The organism is Comamonas sp. CMM02 (assembly GCF_014851485.1).
GTDB lineage: Bacteria > Pseudomonadota > Gammaproteobacteria > Burkholderiales > Burkholderiaceae_C > Comamonas > Comamonas avium.
Map to the genome: position 1 here is coordinate 845,537 of NZ_JACUZW010000002.1, position 19,085 is coordinate 864,621.

The 19,085-nt window shown below is 58.5% G+C and carries 19 protein-coding genes and 2 riboswitches; of the genes, 8 read left to right on the plus strand and 11 right to left on the minus strand.

Features of this window, described 5'->3' with window-relative positions; all coding sequences use genetic code 11:
• Positions 1-54: 54 nt before the first annotated feature.
• From thiE to thiO, 4 genes are all read right to left on the minus strand, one after another.
• A complete protein-coding gene (thiE, locus tag IB213_RS09065) occupies positions 55-945 on the minus strand; it encodes a thiamine phosphate synthase (protein ID WP_370551204.1) in 891 nt (296 codons plus the stop codon).
• Positions 946-961: 16 nt separating this feature from the next.
• On the minus strand, positions 962-1,768 hold the full coding sequence (locus tag IB213_RS09070; protein WP_191723796.1) for a thiazole synthase: 807 nt from the start codon (positions 1,766-1,768) through the stop codon (positions 962-964).
• A gap of 82 nt (positions 1,769-1,850) precedes the next feature.
• Complete coding sequence (thiS, locus tag IB213_RS09075; protein ID WP_191723797.1) at positions 1,851-2,048, minus strand: sulfur carrier protein ThiS; 198 nt, start codon at positions 2,046-2,048, stop codon at positions 1,851-1,853.
• A gap of 39 nt (positions 2,049-2,087) precedes the next feature.
• Positions 2,088-3,191 carry a glycine oxidase ThiO gene (gene thiO, locus IB213_RS09080; RefSeq protein WP_191723798.1) on the minus strand — a complete coding sequence of 368 codons (1,104 nt, stop codon included), beginning with the start codon at positions 3,189-3,191 and terminating at the stop codon, positions 2,088-2,090.
• Between the two features lie 65 nt (positions 3,192-3,256).
• Positions 3,257-3,403: riboswitch (TPP riboswitch) on the minus strand.
• Positions 3,404-3,483: 80 nt separating this feature from the next.
• Between thiO and thiD the strand changes: the two genes are divergently transcribed.
• Positions 3,484-4,350, plus strand: coding sequence for a bifunctional hydroxymethylpyrimidine kinase/phosphomethylpyrimidine kinase (gene thiD, locus IB213_RS09085; protein WP_191723799.1), 867 nt, complete (start codon positions 3,484-3,486; stop codon positions 4,348-4,350).
• Between the two features lie 88 nt (positions 4,351-4,438).
• Here the strand turns inward: thiD and IB213_RS09090 are convergent, their stop codons facing one another.
• The gene (locus IB213_RS09090) at positions 4,439-4,924 is read right to left on the minus strand and encodes an SH3 domain-containing protein (protein ID WP_287916154.1); all 486 of its coding nucleotides are present in this window, start codon (positions 4,922-4,924) and stop codon (positions 4,439-4,441) included.
• A gap of 202 nt (positions 4,925-5,126) precedes the next feature.
• The gene (locus IB213_RS09095) at positions 5,127-6,431 is read right to left on the minus strand and encodes a cytosine permease (protein WP_191723800.1); all 1,305 of its coding nucleotides are present in this window, start codon (positions 6,429-6,431) and stop codon (positions 5,127-5,129) included.
• 77 nt (positions 6,432-6,508) lie between these two features.
• A riboswitch (TPP riboswitch) is annotated at positions 6,509-6,610 on the minus strand.
• Between the two features lie 134 nt (positions 6,611-6,744).
• On the opposite strand from IB213_RS09095, the gene IB213_RS09100 reads away from it, so the two are divergent.
• From IB213_RS09100 to IB213_RS09125, 6 genes are all read left to right on the plus strand, one after another.
• Entirely contained in the window at positions 6,745-7,185 is a 441-nt protein-coding gene (locus IB213_RS09100) for a hypothetical protein (protein WP_191723801.1), read from the plus strand.
• Positions 7,186-7,313: 128 nt separating this feature from the next.
• Positions 7,314-9,347 carry a TonB-dependent copper receptor gene (locus IB213_RS09105; protein WP_192406032.1) on the plus strand — a complete coding sequence of 678 codons (2,034 nt, stop codon included), beginning with the start codon at positions 7,314-7,316 and terminating at the stop codon, positions 9,345-9,347.
• A gap of 85 nt (positions 9,348-9,432) precedes the next feature.
• Positions 9,433-9,711, plus strand: coding sequence for a hypothetical protein (locus tag IB213_RS09110; RefSeq protein ID WP_191723803.1), 279 nt, complete (start codon positions 9,433-9,435; stop codon positions 9,709-9,711).
• A 457-nt stretch (positions 9,712-10,168) separates the two neighbouring features.
• The gene (locus IB213_RS09115; protein ID WP_191723805.1) at positions 10,169-10,888 is read left to right on the plus strand and encodes a Crp/Fnr family transcriptional regulator; all 720 of its coding nucleotides are present in this window, start codon (positions 10,169-10,171) and stop codon (positions 10,886-10,888) included.
• 6 nt (positions 10,889-10,894) lie between these two features.
• The gene (locus IB213_RS09120) at positions 10,895-11,986 is read left to right on the plus strand and encodes a phosphotransferase family protein (RefSeq protein WP_192406033.1); all 1,092 of its coding nucleotides are present in this window, start codon (positions 10,895-10,897) and stop codon (positions 11,984-11,986) included.
• Positions 11,987-12,092: 106 nt separating this feature from the next.
• The gene (locus tag IB213_RS09125; protein WP_191723807.1) at positions 12,093-13,367 is read left to right on the plus strand and encodes an acyl-CoA dehydrogenase family protein; all 1,275 of its coding nucleotides are present in this window, start codon (positions 12,093-12,095) and stop codon (positions 13,365-13,367) included.
• A 68-nt stretch (positions 13,368-13,435) separates the two neighbouring features.
• Here IB213_RS09125 and IB213_RS09130 read toward each other — a convergent pair whose 3' ends face one another.
• The 5 genes from IB213_RS09130 to IB213_RS09150 all read right to left on the minus strand — a co-directional run bounded on the left by IB213_RS09130 (position 13,436) and on the right by IB213_RS09150 (position 17,218).
• The gene (locus IB213_RS09130; protein ID WP_191723808.1) at positions 13,436-14,221 is read right to left on the minus strand and encodes a peptidylprolyl isomerase; all 786 of its coding nucleotides are present in this window, start codon (positions 14,219-14,221) and stop codon (positions 13,436-13,438) included.
• A 72-nt stretch (positions 14,222-14,293) separates the two neighbouring features.
• Positions 14,294-14,560, minus strand: coding sequence for a BolA family transcriptional regulator (locus IB213_RS09135; protein ID WP_191723809.1), 267 nt, complete (start codon positions 14,558-14,560; stop codon positions 14,294-14,296).
• Positions 14,553-15,116 carry a septation protein A gene (locus IB213_RS09140; protein ID WP_192406034.1) on the minus strand — a complete coding sequence of 188 codons (564 nt, stop codon included), beginning with the start codon at positions 15,114-15,116 and terminating at the stop codon, positions 14,553-14,555. Before IB213_RS09140 ends, IB213_RS09135 begins: the two co-directional genes overlap by 8 nt.
• Positions 15,117-15,236: 120 nt before the next feature.
• Positions 15,237-15,731 carry a peptide-methionine (R)-S-oxide reductase MsrB gene (msrB, locus tag IB213_RS09145; protein ID WP_191723811.1) on the minus strand — a complete coding sequence of 165 codons (495 nt, stop codon included), beginning with the start codon at positions 15,729-15,731 and terminating at the stop codon, positions 15,237-15,239.
• A complete protein-coding gene (locus IB213_RS09150) occupies positions 15,728-17,218 on the minus strand; it encodes a YdiU family protein (protein WP_192406035.1) in 1,491 nt (496 codons plus the stop codon). The genes msrB and IB213_RS09150 overlap by 4 nt, the downstream gene beginning before the upstream one ends.
• 211 nt (positions 17,219-17,429) lie before the next feature.
• On the opposite strand from IB213_RS09150, the gene IB213_RS09155 reads away from it, so the two are divergent.
• Positions 17,430-19,067 (plus strand): 3-(methylthio)propionyl-CoA ligase, encoded by a 1,638-nt coding sequence (locus tag IB213_RS09155; RefSeq protein ID WP_192406036.1) that lies wholly within the window; start codon positions 17,430-17,432, stop codon positions 19,065-19,067.
• Positions 19,068-19,085: the final 18 nt, after the last annotated feature.

Here is a 19,085-nt window from a genome sequence, read left to right on the forward strand (position 1 = left end):
TACAAAGCACAAGCTGTGCCAGATTGGGTGATCTATGGAAAAGGCGGTGATCGCTTAGCGCATGCAGGCCAGCAAATGGTGGGCAGCAGCCTCAGGCTCGGGGGCGTTGACCAAGGCGCGCACAACGGCCACAGAGCCGACGCCTGTGGCCAAAATGGCAGGAAACTGCTCTGCTGCAATGCCGCCAATGGCCACCAGCGGGTATTGCTGCATCAAGCGCACATAGGCTTGCAGGCGGGCCACACCTTGCGGTGCGGTTTCCATCTTTTTGAGGGTGGTGGGAAATACCGCGCCCAAAGCGATATAGCTGGGCTGCACGGCATGGGCACGCACCATTTCGGCGTAGCCATGGGTGCTGACACCCAGGCGCAGGCCGCTGGCGCGGATGGCGTTTAGCTGCGCGCCTTGCAGTGCATCCAGATCTTCCTGCCCAACGTGAATGCCGTAGGCCCCTGCGTCGATGGCGGCTTGCCAGTGGTCGTTGATGAACAGCAGGGCCTTGGTGCCCTGTACTGCTTGTACGGCGGCTGCAACTTCATTGCGAATGGCGTTCTGGTCGTCACTTTTAAAGCGCAGCTGTACTGTGGGTACACCGGCACGTGCCATGCGGCCTACCCATTCGGCGCTGGGCAGTACGCCGTACAGGCCCAGGGCACGTGGGCATTGCGGGAAGGCGAGCTGTGGGTCAGCGCCGGCCAGGCCAAAGTCTTGCGGCGCATCGGGCCAGTGCGCCGCATCAAACAGGCCTGTGCGGTGGCTCTGGTTTTGCCATGCCTGTGCCAGACATTGCGCATCGATGGCGATAAAGCCCAGCGCACTACACGCTTGCAGTGCGGCCAGGTAGACGGGGTCTTGGCTAGTAGCCACAGGTGTGGGTTGCGCAGGCAAGCGGTTGCCTTCTGGTGCAAAGGTGCTTGCGTGGGCAGCAATGATGGCGGCAACCATGCCAGGGATGTGCTGCTCAGTCATGGTGCCAAAACGGTGTGCCCAGAACGGGGGTGCTGGGCTGGGCTGCGGTTTGCTCGGCCATGGCACCAGCCAGATAGCCATCGCGGCCTGCTTGTGTGGCATCGGCAAAGGCACCGGCCATGCGCACGGGGTCTTCAGACAGGGCCACAGCGGTGTTTAGCAGCACGGCATCAAAACCCCACTCCATCACGGTGCAAGCGTGGCTGGGTCGTCCCAGGCCGGCATCCACAATCAGGGGCACCTTCAGGCGCTCGCGCAGCATTTGCATGGCGTAGGGGTTGGCGGGACCACGGCCCGTACCAATGGGCGCGGCCCATGGCATGACGGCCTGGCAGCCCACGTCTACCAGTCGCTGGCACAGCACCAAGTCTTCGGTGCAGTAAGGCAGCACCTGAAAACCCTCCTTGATCAGGATGGATGCGGCTTCCACCAGGTTCAGCGTATCGGGTTGCAGGGTGTAGTCATCGCCAATGAGCTCCAGCTTGATCCAGGGGGTGTCAAACACTTCACGCGCCATCTGCGCGGTGGTGATGGCTTCCTGTGTGGTCATGCAGCCTGCCGTATTGGGCAGCACGGGCACATTCAGCTTGCGCAGCAGCTCCCAGAAGCTGGCACCGGTTTCGGCCGCATTGCTGCCCTGGCGGCGCAACGAGGCCGTCACCATGGCAGGCTTGGCGCGGGCCACCGCTGCTTCCAGCACGGCGGGCGATGGATAGCGTGAAGTGCCAAGCAACAGGCGGCTGTGGAAGGTCTGGCCGTACAGCACCAAGCTGTCTGCGGGGGCGGTGTATTTGCTCATGGCTGAATTTGTGAGCTGCCAGCGCTTTTGTGATAAGTGCTAGAGGCTGATATGACTGTATAAATTATGTGCGGCAAGCAGTTTAGCCGCCGGTGACGGGAGCAATCACTTCCATGCGGTCACCTTCGGCGAGCAGGTGGATGGCATAGCGTGATTTAGGTACAAAGTTGGTGTTCACGGCCACCGCAAACGGCGGCTTGGCTTGCCAGTGCTCTATGGCGGCTGCCACTGAGGCGTTGGCAGGCAGTTGCACAGGTTGCTGGTTGATGGTGATGTTCATGGGCGTTTAGGCAGGGGGCGCGGGCCCCCGTTTCAAAATTTAAGCGTCTGCCGTGTCATGCACGGCCACATCAAAACTGGCCGCCAGTTCGGTGCTGCCGGTGCGCAAGATTTGCAGCGTGATGTCCAGCATGGCTGGCGAGATCATGTAGCCATGGCGGTACAGGCCGTTGACCTGCAAGATGCGCTCATCCAGCCAGCGCACGGCAGGCAGATTGTCAGGCAGTGTAGGGCGGCACTGGGTGGCAATTTCCAAAATACGGGCTTCTGCAAAACCGGAGTGCACGGTGTAGAGGGCGCTGAGCAGCTCCATGACCGAGCGCAGGCTGGCCGGGCCCATGTCGTCTGATTCAATCTCGGTAGCACCAATGACAAAGATGTGATCTTCCTTGGGCGCGATGTACAGGGGGTATCGCGGATGCACCAAGCGCGTGGGGCGTTGCAGTGTCACCTCGGGGGCGTGCACGCGCACCACTTCACCGCGAATGCCGCGCAGGTCCTGCCATTCAGTGCGGGCACCCAGGCCCCGGCAGTCAATCACAAGGTCAGGCTGGTGGGCGGTGCCAGGGGTGAAATCGGTGGTTTCGCGCGGGGTATGCCAATGGAAGGTGACGCCCAGGCGGGTCAGCGTTTTTTCCAGTGTGGCCAGCAACTGGCGATTGTCCAGCTGGCCTTCGCCGGGCAGATACACGCCTTGGTTAAAGCGGCCTTGCAAGGCTGGCTCTACTTCATTCAAGCGGTCGCTGGTCAGTGTTTCCAGTGCAGGCAGGCTGGGGTTGATGCGGCGGTTTTTCTCAAACAGGCCGCACAGGCGGTTGGCATCGGCGGCATCTTGGCGGTGCCACACCACCAGTGTGCCGTTTTGCTGGAAGTAGACGTGATCGTCCAGCTGGGCAATCAATTGTGGCCAGCGGTTCAGGCCGTACTGACCCATGCGCACTACGCCAGGCTCGGTGATCGCAGATTCAGCCAAAGGCGCCAGCATGGCGGCAGCCACCCGTGCAGCGGCACCATCGGCCTCTGGCCCCTTGGCTTCAAAGACTTCCACGCGGTGCCCTTCGCGCGCCAGCTCCAAAGCCAGTAAACGGCCCATCAGGCCTGCGCCCAAAATAGCAATGTGAGAGGGTGCGGTGAGAGCGATCATGGTCAGTATTTCGTCCGTTGCTAGGTATCGCCATGGACAAAACGGGCGTTGCAGCCGTCTCGGGCCGCCGCTCTGGTGAAACTCCCCACGCCAGCATGATCTGGATCGGGTGACGGGGCACATGCTGTGATGTCGATTGCCCCAGGGTGTTTCTCAGTCGCTTGCCGCGTAAGCGATAGGCTTGGCGCAGCAGGACACCCCTGTTTCGTCCGCAAGCGACAATTACATCATATGGGGGGCAACTGCGAGGCCAGCATGTGAACAAGCCTTGGCTTGGGTCATAATTTTTGGCATGACTACGCAAATCCTGCCTTCAAGCAGTGCATCTACCCAGTTGCCGCGCTATCCCCGTGTGCTCTCTATCGCCGGCTCTGACAGTGGTGGCGGCGCAGGCATTCAGGCCGACCTTAAAACTTTCAGCGCTTTGGGCTGTTATGGCATGACCGCCATTACCGCCATCACGGCGCAAAACACATTGGGTGTTCGAGGCATTCATGGCATTCCGCCGGAAATGCTCAAGGCCCAGATCGACGCAGTGATGCAGGATATTGGTGTCGACGCCATCAAAATCGGCATGCTGCATGCCCCCGAAGTGGTGCACGTGGTGGCCGAGGCGATCCGCAGCTATGGCATCACCAATGTAGTGCTTGACCCAGTGATGGTGGCCACCAGTGGCGACAGGCTGATTCATGACGAAACCGTAGATGTGCTGGTGCGCGAGCTGTTTCCACTGGCCACCGTGATTACGCCCAATTTGGATGAGGCAGGCTGGTTGATCGGCGGCAAGATTACGGCCATCAGTGACATGGAATCTGCAGCCCAGGCCCTGCTGGAGATGGGCGCACCCCATGTGTTGCTCAAAGGTGGTCACTTGCCTGGTGACTGGGTGATGGATTTGCTGGCAGGCGCTGGCGGCCTGCGCAAAGAGCTGGGCTCGCAGCGCATTCACACGCACAACGGACACGGTACGGGTTGTACGCTGTCATCGGCGATTGCTGCGCACATGGCTCTGGGCTTTGATTTGGTGGCTGCTGTGGAAAGTGCGCGCACCTACATTGTCGGGGCCATTGCTTCCGGGGCGCAGGTGCACACAGGCAAAGGGCAGGGGCCACTGAACCATGGCTTTGCGCCGCTGCCACAAGTCATCTTCCGTAGCTAAGCGTTCTTCAGGGCGGGCACGTTAAAAATACAAAACGGCGCTGAAAGCGCCGTTTTTCTTTGGGTGGAGAGTTGCCACATTGCAGCTCTTACCAGCCCCAGCCCAGTTTTTCCAGCATCCACCCCTCCTGGCCTTCAGACGTTTGCACTTTGGCCCATTCGTCTTGCTTTTGAATGGTTTTGACAATGTCGTATTTCTTCAGCTTGGTGACCACGCTGTGGCTGGTGCCAGGGCCCGAGCGCAGATTGACGGTGTCGGCTTTCACCAGAAAGTGAGGTTCGGTCGATGTCAGGGGTTTGTGCACCCAGCCCAATGGCCCCTCAAAGTCTTTGACCTTGACCCAATCGTCTTGCTTGGCGATCACTTCTACGGGGTAGCCGTTGATCAGCTCCCAGGCAATTTCGGATTGCGTGCTGGGTTTTGCACGGATGTTGACGGTTTTGCCCTTGATGCTCAAAAACTCTTGTGCGTGGGCCAACGTAGGGGCGGAGGCGAGAGCGCCTGTCAGCAACAGGGCAGCAATGCCGCCGCGGCGCAGGCGGCCGGTCAGGTGAAGGGCAAGTTGAGGCAGCACGCGGTAATAACTCCTGTGAATCAATGGTTGAGGCACTTACGTATAACGCGTTGCCTGCAATGGCATGAATCATGCCTTGGATGGCGCTTCTGATTTTGGATTTGACACGCAAAAAGCAGAGCGAAATCCTGACGTCATCGCGTTGCGGCCGATATTAAGTGATGAAACGTCTAGACACAACTTGCAAATTGCCCTCACTTGATCACACGCGGGATGCTGGTGTGCGCGGTAACCAGCGCGCCAAGACAAAGCAGACAATCAATGTTGGCACTGAGCGGCCAGCTTCTGCTGCAATCGAGGGCAGGAGATGGTAAAACGCCACGCCCGACAGCCACAGCAGCACTGCAGGCCAATGGGTATGGTGTGCATCTTGCAGCCACTGGGCAGCTTGGGACAGGCGCTGAGGTGCTGACTGCCATGCCAAACGGCCCAGGATGACACCAAACAAAGGCACAAACACGGAGCTGAGCATCAATAAAAATGGCTCAATGCTGTGCATGGGCAGTACCAGTGCAAGCAGAACGCACACCAGCGTCAGAGCCAGGCCCCAGCGGCGTAGAGTCCAGCGCGGCACGATGCTGTGCGCGGCCATGGCCCCTGAGTAGGTGTCGCCATATGCATTGTCTACTTCGTCAATCAAGATCAAGGTCAGTGCAATCAATCCACCCTGGGCCAGCAGCAAGGCGGTGACCAAGTCGGCGCTAGGCAGCGTCAGTGTCACCAGGACACCCAGACCGTAGCACCACATATTGGCTGCGGCATAGCCCAGCCATGTGCCGCGCAGGGCGCTACGGCCATCGCGGCCGTGGCGTGCATAGTCGGCCACGAGGGGGAGCCAGGAAATAGGCATGGCAATGACCAGATCCATGGCGGGTAACCAGCCCATGCCGCCCGTGCCTTCACGATGCCACAGACTGTGCCAGCCTTGCTCCATTGCCAGGCCCACAAAGTGCCATGTCAGCCATAGCAGTGAAGCGATCACCAGTGGCAGTGCCACACGTGCGATCAGCTGGCGCACCAGCTTGAGCATGGAGCCACTGATCAGCAGCGCAATCACGCCACCCCAGACCAGTGTCATCACCACAGGCCAGAACGTGGACACCATGCCACCTGCCTGACGTGCAATGGCAACGCTGGCATCGCGCATGACCACCAGTTCAAATGTGCCCCAGCCAATGAGCTGCACCAGATTCAGCAAAATAGGCAGTTTGGCAAATTGACGACCGTACACATGCGTCATCAGTGCTGCGCTGGACAAGCCTGTATCGCAGGCAATTTTGGCCATCCAGCCCAAAAGGCCTGCACCTAAAGCTGAGCCTAAAACAATCGCCAATACGGCTTGCTGGGTAGACAGTGCCGGCAATAAATAGGCACCAACCTGCATGACCAGCAAGCCAACGCCCAGGCTGAACCACAGGGCCGCGTGGTCGCGCAAGGCAAACACCCGTTCAGACGGCAAAGTCTGTGACAGCGCCTGGTTAGCGGGTGTGGAAGAAGAGGGGCTCATTAAATGCTCCGTATGCCAACGAAGCAGGGGCCGTGACAGGCGAGCACCCGGGCAGCGCTCAAAGCGTGCGGGTGCATAGGCCAGCTGAACAGCTTCCCTGCGCGAGGATGATCTCAATCAGGTTCAAAGGGACTCTCTCAGCCCTCTGTCTGCGACACAGGGCACCCCTAGCGAGTTGCTGCAGGAAAGCAGCGGGGCGATTGTGCCACGTTGTTCAGAGAAGTTGCGCAGGCGCAAATCTGCCGCAGATTGCACTGTCTTTGCTATTTGATCTGCGGTGCGCGCAGTCGCGCATATTTGATAATGGGCGCCCATGCTAGAGCAGCTGCGTCACAACCGTCGATTGCACACCATCGTTTTTATGGTGTTTACAGCGCTATGGCTGGTAGCGCTGCTTTCTGGTGCGCGCGTGCGTGGGCTGGCGACGAGCAGCGATTCGCTGGCTGTTGCGATGCACGAAAGCCTCTGTATTTCAGAGGCAGAGGGTGCGGCTAGCACCCTGGTTCAGATGCCGCTTTGGGTGGGGGCACAGGTCGATCAAGACCACAGCAGCAATCCACACAGCGATCACCAAGATCCGCAATGTTTGCTCTGTATTGCACTGAGTCCGCCGCCTGCGTGGTCATTGCAACTGGCTCAATACCCTGAGCCCGCCTACCTGGAAAACTGGCGGCGCCCGGCACATTTCCCTCCCTCCTTGCAGGTGGCGGCGCAATTGCCGCCCCGTGGACCTCCCGTTTCCGCGCGCGTTTGAAACGGGCGCATTCCTTGTGGATGCGCCGATCCCTCATTCAAATTTGCCTTGACCCGCATGCACGCAGGGCAGGCGTGCCTGCACGCTTGTGACTTTTGCAGCAGGGAAGGGGCGCGGATTTTTGCAAGATGAATAAACAATTTTGGGCACCGCGTGGCCCTTTGACCCCCGGCGTGTGTGTCTGGGCGTGTGCATCCGTGTTTTCAATGGCCTCTGTCAGCCGGGCTGCAATGCCTGTTGAGCAAGGTGAGCGACTGCCAGAAGTCGTTGTGACGGCGATTCACGATCACTCTTTCGCGCAGGTGGTCACCGACCCTAAACAGCCGCGGCAACCTATTCCTGCCAGTGATGCGGCGGATTACCTCAAGAGCATTCCTGGTTTTTCTGCCATCCGAAGTGGTGGATCGAACAGCGACCCCGTGTTTCGGGGGCAGTTTGGCTCACGGCTGCCGCTATTGACCAATGGCTCGCAGTTGATGGGCGCTTGTCCCTCGCGCATGGATGCGCCCAGTTCGTACATCTCCCCAGAGACCTATGACCAGCTCACCTTGGTGAAAGGGCCGCAAACCGTGCTGTGGGGGCCTGGTGCATCGGCGGGGGTGGTGCGTTTTGATCGCCTGCCACCTGAATTTACCGAGCCTGGTGCGCGTGGTTCTGCCAGCGTGCTAGGTGCCAGCCATGGCCGCAATGACCAGCGTGTGGAGCTGGAGCTGGGGAATGCCAGCATGTTTGCTCGGATGAGTGCCAACCGCGCGCACAGCCAGGATTACCAAGATGGTGCCGGGCGTCGCGTGCCTTCAGCCTATGAAAAATGGAACACGGACGTTGCGCTGGGCTGGACCCCCGATGCCCAGACTTTGCTGGAGTTAAGCGCTGGCGCTGGAGATGGTGAGGCGCGGTATGGTGCGCGCGGTATGGACGGCACCCAGTTTCGTCGAGAAAGCTGGGGGCTGCGCTTTGAAAAGCGCCAAATCAACAGCTGGCTATCCAAAGTGGAGGCACAGCTTTACCACCACAACGCAGACCATGTGATGGATAACTTCAAGCTGCGAACACCCCCAGCGTCAGGAATGATGGCGGGTGGCATGGCCAGCAATGTGCGCCGCATCACAACAGGAGGGCGCGTCGCAGCCACTGTGCAACCCGCGGCGCAATGGGAGCTGACCACAGGCATGGATATGTACACCAGCCCGCACGACAAGCGCACAGGAACGCCACTGCTGCCTTTCCAGACAAAAGAGCGTGTGCGCGATGCCAAGTTTTCTAACTGGGGATGGTTTGCAGAATTGGGCTGGCAGGCCAGTGTGCAGACACGCTGGGTAGGGGGCTTGCGTCTGGATCAAGCCAAGGCGCAGCGCTATGGCGCGGCACAGGTCGATACACGCAGTAGCTCGGCCATGCCCAGTGGCTTTCTGCGCTGGGAGCACGTGGCTGCGGATGGCACAACGGTCTATGCAGGGGTTGGCCATGTTCAGCGCTTCCCTGATTACTGGGAGCTGATCTCGCCGGGCAATAGTGCGGTGGGCAAAGGCAATGCATTCGTAACACTCAAGCCCGAAAAAACCACCCAGCTGGATGTGGGCGCGCAATGGAAAAGTGACAAGGCTCAGGCCTGGGTGTCTGCTTATATGGGCGTGGTGCAGGACTACATCTTGCTCAATTACCCGGGCATGACCTCCAGTGTGCGTAATGTAGATGCACGTACTGCGGGCTTGGAGCTGGGCGGCAGCTACCGCTTGACGCCGTCATGGACAGGGCAGGCCACATTGGCAGGAACCTGGTCGGACAACCGTACTGATCACCGGCCCTTGCCTCAAATTCCACCTGCCGAACTGCGCTTAGGGCTGGATTACGCCCAAGATGCATGGACCGCCGGTGCTCTGTGGCGTCTGGTCCCGGGCCAGCACCGGTATAGCTTGGATGAGGGCAACATTGTGGGGCGTGATCTGGGGGCCAGCTCTGGTTTTGGCACCTTGGCCATCAATGCGAGCTATCGCGTGAATTCGCACCTCAAGTTGCTCGCGGGTGTTGATAACTTGTTTGACAAAGACTATGCAGAGCATTTGAACTTGGCAGGCAATGCAGGCTTTGGTTATCCCGGGTTCGCTCGCTTGCAAGAACCTGGCCGCACTGTCTGGGTGCGTGCAGATTTCCAGTTCTGATGCAGTTCAGCGCAGCGACCAGGTAAAGGCATAAGCACACCCTTGCCGCACTGCGGTAAGGGTGCTGTCCCTTAAAATTAGTGCCATGCCCAATCTCTATGACACCCTGATCGCTATCTTGCGCGAGCACTGGAAAACCCACAACAACGCGTATCCACAGCGCATTGAGTTAAGTGCGAGTGATATGCAATTGTTGAAGGGTGAGCGAACGCTGGTCAATGAAACGATGAACTTCAAACTCACTGACGGATGGGAAGCCAGCTTTCACGGCACCCCGGTGCAGATCGGTGATGTGTCCTGCGTGATTGATCTTCACGGTGCGCGCATTCCAGTGGTGCCAGTGCACACAGATAAGCAAGCGTAGCTGAACATCCGAATGGCTTTTGGCGCTGATGTCGTCAGCGCTGTTAGTCACCCAAAAAGCATGGCAGGTTTTCTTGCCATGCTTTTTTTATGGCCGCTGGCGCATGCAGTCTTGGTGGCGTAGATATGGGCTGTGGTCCGAATTACTTCGTGCTGTTTTTTGCATGCTGGGCCGCTGTTGGGCATGCCTGTCGGCTCATCGGCGGGGATAACCATGTTCCGCACAGCGGAAATTTCGAATAAAAAAACCACATATTCGCGCTAAGCACGAATGCAGGCTTATTGAAAGAAGTCCTTTGAAGACAATAAGTTAAGGGTTAACCCTTTGTGTTTTGGCTTTGTAAAGCGAAAAGTGTCACTTTCTGGACAAATTGGCCATGTGAGGTCTGCTCAAGCGCGAAACGTGCTGGTCTCTGACGCGACAATGGTCTGGTTTTCAGTCACAGAAACGACAGGCTATGGACGATCCGATTCTTACTATCGAAGAACGTGAAGCGATCAACTCAGGTCGCTGGTTTTCATCCCTTTCACCTTCTCTCAGGCACGACATTCTGCGATGCGCTTACGTCAAACGATTCAAAGATGGTGCGTTAATTTGCGCCCGCGGCGAAGCGCCGGAAGAATGGTTTGCGTGCGCCAGGGGGGCGGTTCGCATCAGTTCCACATCGATCACGGGCAAGCAAATTACGCTGACCTATGTCGAACCTGGGCTGTGGTTTGGGGATACCTCCATTTTCGACGGGGATCGACGCACCCACGACGGGTATGCGCACGGCTCCACCACGCTGCTGTGCGTGGCCAAGGCAGATTTCAAACGCATTTTGGCAACACACACAGAGTTTTACGAAGCCATGCTGTGGCTGGCGGCGCGCCGCATTCGGCAGCTCTATGGTTTGGTGGAAGACTTGAACACGTTGCCACTGCGGGCACGTCTGGCCAAGCAACTGCTGCATCTGGCTCGCAGCTATGGCATTCCCAGCCTTGCCAATGGCGAGGAAATTCGTATCGGCCTGCAACTGGCGCAGGAAGAGTTGGCCCAACTGCTCGGGGCATCACGCCAGCGCGTGAACCAAGAGCTCAAGGGCATGGAGCGCGAGAACATCATCCGGATCGAGCCGGGTGGGTTGGTGGTGCGCGACCGCGATGGGCTTTTGCGCATCGTGGAAACTGACCTTTAAAGACGTATGAGCAACTTTGACCATTTTGTAGGTACCAAACCCGTCTCTGAGGCACATGAATTTGATGTCCAAGTGCTGAGCACATGGATGGTGCAGCACGTTGCAGGCTTTGAGGGGCCAGTGACGGTAGAGATGTTCAAAGGGGGGCAGTCCAACCCTACCTACAAATTGATCACACCGGGGCGCAGCTACGTCATGCGTTCCAAGCCCGGCCCGGTAGCCAAGCTGTTGCCGTCTGCGCACGCCATTGAGCGTGAGTTCAAGGTCATGAGCGGCCTGGCGGGTACCGATGTCCCTGTGCCGCACATGTACGCATTGTGTGAGGACGAGTCCATCATTGGCCGCGCCTTCTTCATCATGGAGTTCAAAGAGGGGCGCATTCTGTGGGACCAGTCTCTGCCCGCAATGACCAACGCGCAGCGCGGTGAAATTTACGACGAGATGAACCGCGTGATAGCGGCGCTGCACACCGTGGATGTGCACCAGCAGGGTCTGGCTGACTACGGCAAGCCCGGCAATTATTTTGAACGCCAAATTGGACGCTGGAGCAAGCAGTACACAGCCTCCGTCACGCAGCCCATCCAAGAGATGGACCAGTTGATGGCGTGGCTGCCAGCGAACATGCCCGATAGCGCCAGGGACGAGCGCAAGGTCTCCATCGTGCATGGTGACTACCGGCTGGACAACGTCATGTTTGCTCCTGATGCTGCCAAGGTCATCGCCGTGCTCGACTGGGAGTTGTCCACACTGGGCCATCCCCTTGCAGACTTTAGCTACCACTGCATGGCCTGGCACATTCCTGTCAGCCTGGGGCGTGGCATCGGTGGCTTGGATATTCAGGCGCTAGGCATTCCCAGCGAGGCGGAATATATGCGTCGCTACTGCGAGCGCACAGGTCTGGCAACGCCTGAGCAGCTCAAGGCAGACTGGAACTTTTATCTGGCCTACAACATGTTCCGCATTGCGGCCATCTTGCAGGGCATTGCCAAACGTGTGGAGGCCGGAACAGCTTCCAGCGCACAGGCCAAGGCAGCAGGCGATACGGCACGTCCGATGGCACAGCTGGCATGGTCGTACGCACAGAAACACGGCGCTTGAACAGCGCCGGTCACAACCCCCCTTACCCCCTTGTGTGTTAGACGGCCTGTAGCTGCCGGGGGGCAGTGCATGCCCATGTTTGCTAGTTAACGAAAAGGAGCACTCCATGGATTTTGATTACTCCCCTAAGACCAAGGAATTGCAGGCACGCTTGCTGCGTTTCATGGAAGAGCACGTCTACCCTGCAGAAGAAACCTTTCACCATGAACTGGAAGCCAATACGCAGGCAGGCAAGCGCTGGACACCACTGAAAGTCATTGAAGGCCTGAAAGAAAAAGCCAAAGAGCAAGACTTGTGGAATCTGTTTTTGCCCAAAGACACGGCTGAAATCGCTGGTGTTCAGGGGGCGGGGCTGACCAACCAGGAGTACGCGCCACTGGCCGAGATCATGGGGCGTGTGGGCTGGGCATCCGAAGTGTTCAACTGCTCGGCGCCTGACACCGGCAACATGGAAACCATCGCCCGATATGGCTCCCAGGAGCACCGCGACCAATGGCTGCAGCCACTGCTGCGCGGTGAGATTCGCTCTGCCTTTGCGATGACCGAGCCTGAGGTCGCCTCCAGCGACGCCACCAACATCTGCACACGCATTGAGCGCCAGGGCGATGAATACGTCATCAATGGCCACAAATGGTGGATTTCGGGGGCGGGTGACCCGCGCTGTGCAATCTACATCACCATGGGCAAGACCGATCCAGAGGCCGCCAAGCACTCACAGCAAAGCATGGTGCTGGTTCCTGCCGATACCCCGGGTGTGCGTGTAGTGCGCCCCTTGAGCGTGCTGGGATTTGACGATGCGCCGCACGGTCACATGGAGATGTACTTTGAGAATGTGCGCGTACCTGTCAGCAATGTGCTGCTGGGTGAAGGCCGTGGTTTTGAAATTGCCCAGGGCCGCCTTGGCCCTGGCCGTATTCACCACTGCATGCGCTTGATTGGCCAGGCAGAGCGTGCATTGGAGCTGATGTGCAAGCGCGCTTCCAGCCGCGTGGCGTTTGGCAAGACCATTGCCCAGCAGACGGTGACGCAAGAGCGCATTGCTGAAGCGCGTTGCCGCATTGACATGGCCCGTCTGCTGACGCTCAAGGCGGCATGGATGATGGATACCGTGGGCAACAAGGTAGCACGTTCCGAGATCGCCATGATCAAGGTGGTTGCTCCGCAACTGGCCTGCGATGTGATCGACTGGGCCATGCAGGTGCACGGTGGTGGTGGCTTGTGCCAGGACTTCCCGCTGGCCCACGCCTACGCCACATCGCGCACGCTGCGCTTTGCAGATGGCCCGGATGAAGTGCACCGCAACGCGATTGCAAAGTGGGAGCTGGGCAAGTACGGCACCTATGGACGCGACGCACAGGTGCCCATTACACGGGGTGCATAAACAGGCCGTGCAGACCACAAAAAAAGCGACCCGAGGGTCGCTTTTTTTGTGGGTGCTGGCGCAGTGGCTTATTGCACCTTGGCCTTGGCGCGCAGCGCTTCTTGGAACTGCATCATCTTTTGCTGTTCCAGCTGCTCGGCGATCTGGGGCTTGATGTCTTCCAGACCAGGCAACTGGGCATCGCGCAGGTCGTCCACGCGAATGACGTGCCAGCCAAACTGGCTCTTCACGGGCGCATCAGACAGGCCGCCCTTTTGCAGCTTGACCATGGCTTCAGTGAACTCAGGCACATAGTTGGCAGGGCTGGCCCAGCCCAGATCACCGCCTTGCGCTCCCGATCCTGGGTCCTTGGATTCTTTCTTGGCGATGTCTTCAAACTTTTTGCCAGCCTTCACTTCTGCAATGATGGCCTTGGCGCGGTCTTCAGATTCCACCAGGATGTGGCTGGCGCGGTATTCCTTGCCTGCGTTGGCTTGTACGAACTTTTCGTATTCAGCCTTGATCTCGGCGTCGGTGACCGGGTTCTTCTTTTGGTAGTCGGTGAACAGGTCGCGGATCAGGATGGTCTGGCGGGCCAGATCCATTTGCTGCTTGTACTCCGGTGTGGCGTCCAGACCGCGTTTGGATGCTTCTTGCATGAAGATTTCACGGGCAATGACTTCTTCCTTGATCTGGGCGTCCATCTCAGGAGGCACTTGGCGGCCAGAGCGCTCAATTTGCTGCTTGAGCACAGTCACGCGCTCCAGGGGCACGGCCTTGCCGTTGACGATGGCCAAGTTTTGCGCAGAAGCCGAAAGGGCGACAGTGCCCAACACGGCGGCAGCCAAAAGGCTGGGCAAAAGCTGTTTTTTCATGCGGAAATCCAAGAAAAAGATAAGTGGTTGGTGCCCGCCAACGACCGTTGGCAGGTCTAGCTAATCGTCTGCTTACAGCACTTCAATCGCCAGGGCGTGCAATCCTTGGTCGATAAAGTGTTGCAAGGAATCATACACAACGCGGTGACGTGCAACACGGCTTTTGCCTTCAAAAGCAGGTGCAGCGATACGGACGCGAAAGTGCGTGCCAAAACCAGTGCCATTGGCCCCTGCATGGCCAGCGTGCGCCGCGCTTTCGTCAATCACTTGCAGTTGCGTGGGTGCAAGCTTGTCTCGCAGCATTTGCTCAATGGCTGCGGCGGTGATGCCTTCACTCATTGCCCGGCTCCTTGGCCGAAGTCTGCTCGGGTTCCTTGAGGTAGCGGCCCAAGTACAGGGCCTGGCCTACGACAAATACCAGCATCAGGCCAATACCGCCAAACATCTTGAAGTTGACCCAGGCATCGGTATCAAAGTTAAAGGCCACCCACAGATTCAGTACGCCCATGACCGCAAAGAAGCTGGTCCAGGCCCAGTTCAACGTGGTCCATACGGACTCTGGTAATTGCAGCTGCGCGCCCATCAGACTCTTCAAGAAATTTTTCTTGAAGATCAGATGACCGACCAGCAATGCGCCACCCATCAGCCAGTACAGCACGGTGGGTTTCCATTTGATGAAGTTTTCATCGTGGGCCAGCAACGTAGCGCCACCAAACAAAACAATCACACCCAGACTGAGCCACTGCATGGTTTCTACCTTGCCAGTTTTGATGCGCAGATAGGCTATTTGGATGATGGTGGCCACGATGGCAACGGCCGTGGCGGCGTAGATGCCCCAGACCTTGAAGGCCACGAAAAACAAAATAATGGGGAAAAAGTCGATCAGCAGTTTCATGAAATGCATTCGGACTGGGAGAAGTCCGCGGTCATGCGAAAAAGATGCCAAGCATGCCATAGCACTGCAGACATGCTGGCCCTAAAACCTTCAAGGCGCAGGCTTTCAGCGATGCAAAGGTCAATTGCTGCCATCACCACTGTCACCGCTGTCGGTGTGGGCGCTGTCCAGACTGTCTTCGTGCGGGGTGCAGGCGCTGCCCTGTGAGGCTGGGTCGTGAAAGTTCAGCGAGGCTGAATTCATGCAGTAGCGAAGCCCCGTTGGCTGGGGACCGTCTTCAAACACATGACCCAAATGTGCGCCGCACTGGCTGCACACAGTTTCAGTGCGCACCATGTGGTGGCTGCGATCTACTATTTCGGTGATTGCCCCGGGAACGGCTTTGTAAAAACTGGGCCAGCCGCAACCGGCATCAAACTTGGTGTCGGAATGAAACAGCTGCGCACCACAGCAGACGCAGTGATAGCTGCCATCGGCCCAGTGCTGCTCGTACTTGCCCGTGAACGGGCGCTCTGTCGCCGCGTGGCGTGTGACCTGGTAGGCCACTGGTTCAGCACCCTGCGCTTGCAATGCTTCAAACCATTCGGTGTCGGTCTTTTGGATGGGGAATGTCATGACGAGCAACTGATCGCAATAGATGAGGCCCAGTCGGGCGGGAAATCAGCCCAGGCGCTGTGCGCTGGGTGATCGACAAAAGGCTGACTTAGCACCTGCTGCAATGATTGCACCATGCTGAAATCACCGGCCTGTGCGGCCCGAATGGCCAATTCACCGACGTGGTTGCGCAGCACAAAGGCCGGATTGGTGCTGAGCATTGCATGGGCATCAGGCGCTTTGCCTGTTTGGACGGACAGCTCTTGATAGGTGAGCAACCAGCGGTCAAACGCAGCGGTATCTAAAAACAGCTCGCGTGCGCGCTCGTAATCGTTGTCTTGGGCGGACAGGGACAGACGGCGCCAGAAGATGGTGTGATCGACCCGGCTGGCGGCCAGAATGTCCAGCAACTGCCCAATGACGGGCGTGACCGCTGCCTCATGGCTGTCGGCGGCCGATGGCAGGCCCAGCTTGTGGCACATCAGGCGGCGAAATGCGTGGCTGAACGTGGGGCGGTAGGCCTCCAGCGCCTGCACAGTGATGTCTTCGTCTTCAATCAGCGGCAGCAGGGCTTGACCCAGACAGAACAGGTTCCAGTAGGCAACTTGCGGCTGCTTGTTGAATGCGTAGCGGCCCTGATGGTCACTGTGGTTGCAGATGTGGCTGGGGTCAAAAGCATCCAGAAACTGAAAGGGGCCGTAGTCAATCGTGAGCCCCAAGATACTCATGTTGTCGGTGTTCATGACCCCATGGCAAAAGCCCACGGCCTGCCAGTGCGCCACCATCTGTGCGGTGCGCTGACCCACCTCATACAGCAGCGCTGCGTAGGCGTTGCCTGTGCTGGCGCTGCCACTTTGCCAGCCATTTCGGCAAGCGGGGTAGTAGCGGTCAATCACATAGTCGGCCAGCTGACGCAGCTCGTGCTTCATGTCGCGTGCGGCAAAGTGTTCAAAATGGCCAAAGCGCACAAAGCTGGGTGCCGCGCGGGTCACCACGGCGGCGGTCTCGGCTTCTTCGCGGTAGACGGGGCCATCTGACGCCGTCAGGCACAGTGCGCGTGTGGTGGGAATACCGAGCGCGTGCATGGCCTCACTGCATAAAAACTCGCGGATGCTCGAGCGCAGCACTGCCCGGCCATCACCGCCACGTGAATAGGGCGTGCGCCCTGCGCCTTTGAGTTGCAGCTCCCAGCCTGCAGCGGTTTCACCCAGATGAATGGCCCGGCCATCACCCAGCTGGCCTGCCCACACGCCAAACTGGTGGCCGCTGTAGACGCTTGCATAGGGCTGGCTGCCGGGCAATACGGTGTTGCCGGTGAAGGCTTGCAGGGCTGCATCGGTGTACAGAAACCCATCAGACAAGCCTGCGAGATTGGCAACTTCAGGGCTGCGAGCCACCCATTGCGCATTGGGCAAGGGTGTGGGTTGTAAGTGGGTAAGGAAAGCGCTGCCAAGGCGGCCAAAGCCTTCTTGCCACGCTATGGCGCGAGAACCATCGGATGAATGCATGCAGCCATTGTGGCCAAGCTGTGAAACCTTGTTGCGTGCAGGAAATGGGCTGTGAAAAGCCGTCCAACTGGCACATTGGCGACACATGCATGCTGGAAAGCCCGCAATCGGCGCTGTGGGGGCTGCGCTTAGGATGCAGGATTAAAGTGTTGCCAGCCTGTGTGCTGGTGCAGCGCATGGTCTTTACTCGAACACCCAAGGAGCAACATCCATGCAAGGATTGATGCAAAACCAGCAGTTACTGATTTCGTCGTTGATTGAGTTTGCAGCACGGCACCACCATGATGCGCAGATCGTCTCTCGCCGTGTAGAAGGCGATATTCACCGTTATACCTATGCTGATCTGGGGGCGCGTGCCAAGCAGCTGGCCAATGCGCTGGATGGCCTGAAGCTGGCCCATGGCGACCGCGTGGCATCGATTGCGTGGAATGGCTACCGGCATATGGAGATGTACTTTGGCGTCAGTGGCTCTGGCCGCGTGCTGCACACCATCAACCCGCGCCTGCATCCGGAGCAGGTGGCCTGGATTGTGAACCACGCGGAAGATCAGGTGGTGTGCTTTGACATGACCTTCCTGCCTTTGGTGCAGGCAGTGCATGCCAAATGCCCCACCGTGCGCCAATGGGTGGCCTTGTGTGATGCCGACAAACTGCCTGCGGACAGCGGCATTGCGGGGCTGATCAGCTATGAGGCGTGGATTGGCGGGCAGAGCAAAAACTACCGCTGGCCGCAGCTCGATGAAAACACCGCCTCCAGCATGTGCTACACCAGCGGCACTACAGGCAACCCCAAGGCGGCGCTGTACAGCCACCGCTCGACCGTATTGCATGCCTATGCAGCTGCACTGCCTGATGTGATGGGCTTGTCGGCGCGCGATGCGGTGCTGCCCGTGGTGCCCATGTTCCACGTCAACGCCTGGGGCATTCCGTATTCAGCAGCGCTGACAGGGGCCAAGGTGGTGTTCCCCGGCCCGGCGATGGACGGCAAATCGTTGTACGAATTGATGGAAGCGGAAGGGGTCACCTACGCTGCGGGCGTGCCCACGGTCTGGCAGATGCTGTTGAGCCATGTGCAGGCCAGCAAGCTGGGCTTTAGCACATTGCGCCGCACGGTGATTGGTGGCGCAGCCTGCCCGCCTGCCATGATTACGGCGTTTGAAGAGGGCTTGAACGTGAAGGTGCTGCACGCCTGGGGCATGACCGAGATGAGCCCGCTGGGCACGCTGTGCACGCTCAAGAACAAGCACTTGAAACTGTCCAAGGAAGACCAGTTCAAGATCAATCAAAAGCAAGGCCGCGCCATTTATGGCGTGGAGATGAAGATTGTGGATGCCGAGGGCAATGAGCAGCCCTGGGATGGAAAAACCTACGGAGACCTGCTGGTGCGCGGGCCGTGGATCATTGAGCGTTACTTCAAGGGCGACAGCCCGCTGGTGATGGACGAGCAGGGCTTGGGCTGGTTCCCCACCGGAGACGTGGCCACCATCGATGAAGACGGTTTCATGCAAATCACCGACCGCACCAAAGACGTGATCAAGTCTGGCGGGGAGTGGATCAGCTCGATCGACATTGAAAACATTGCGATGGGCCACCCCGCAGTGGCCATGGCGGCCTGCGTAGGCATGCCGCATCCCAAGTGGGACGAGCGCCCGATAGTGGTGGTCTCTAAAAAGCCCGGTGCTGAATTGAGCCGCGAAGAGCTGCTGGCTTTTTACGAAGGCAAGACTGCCAAGTGGCAAATCCCGGATGACGTGGTGTTTCTGGATGCCATTCCGCTGGGTGCTACGGGCAAGATGCTCAAGACCAAGCTGCGGGATCAGCTCAAGGATTACAAGCTGCCATCGGCGTAGCTGGCGGTACAGCGGGGT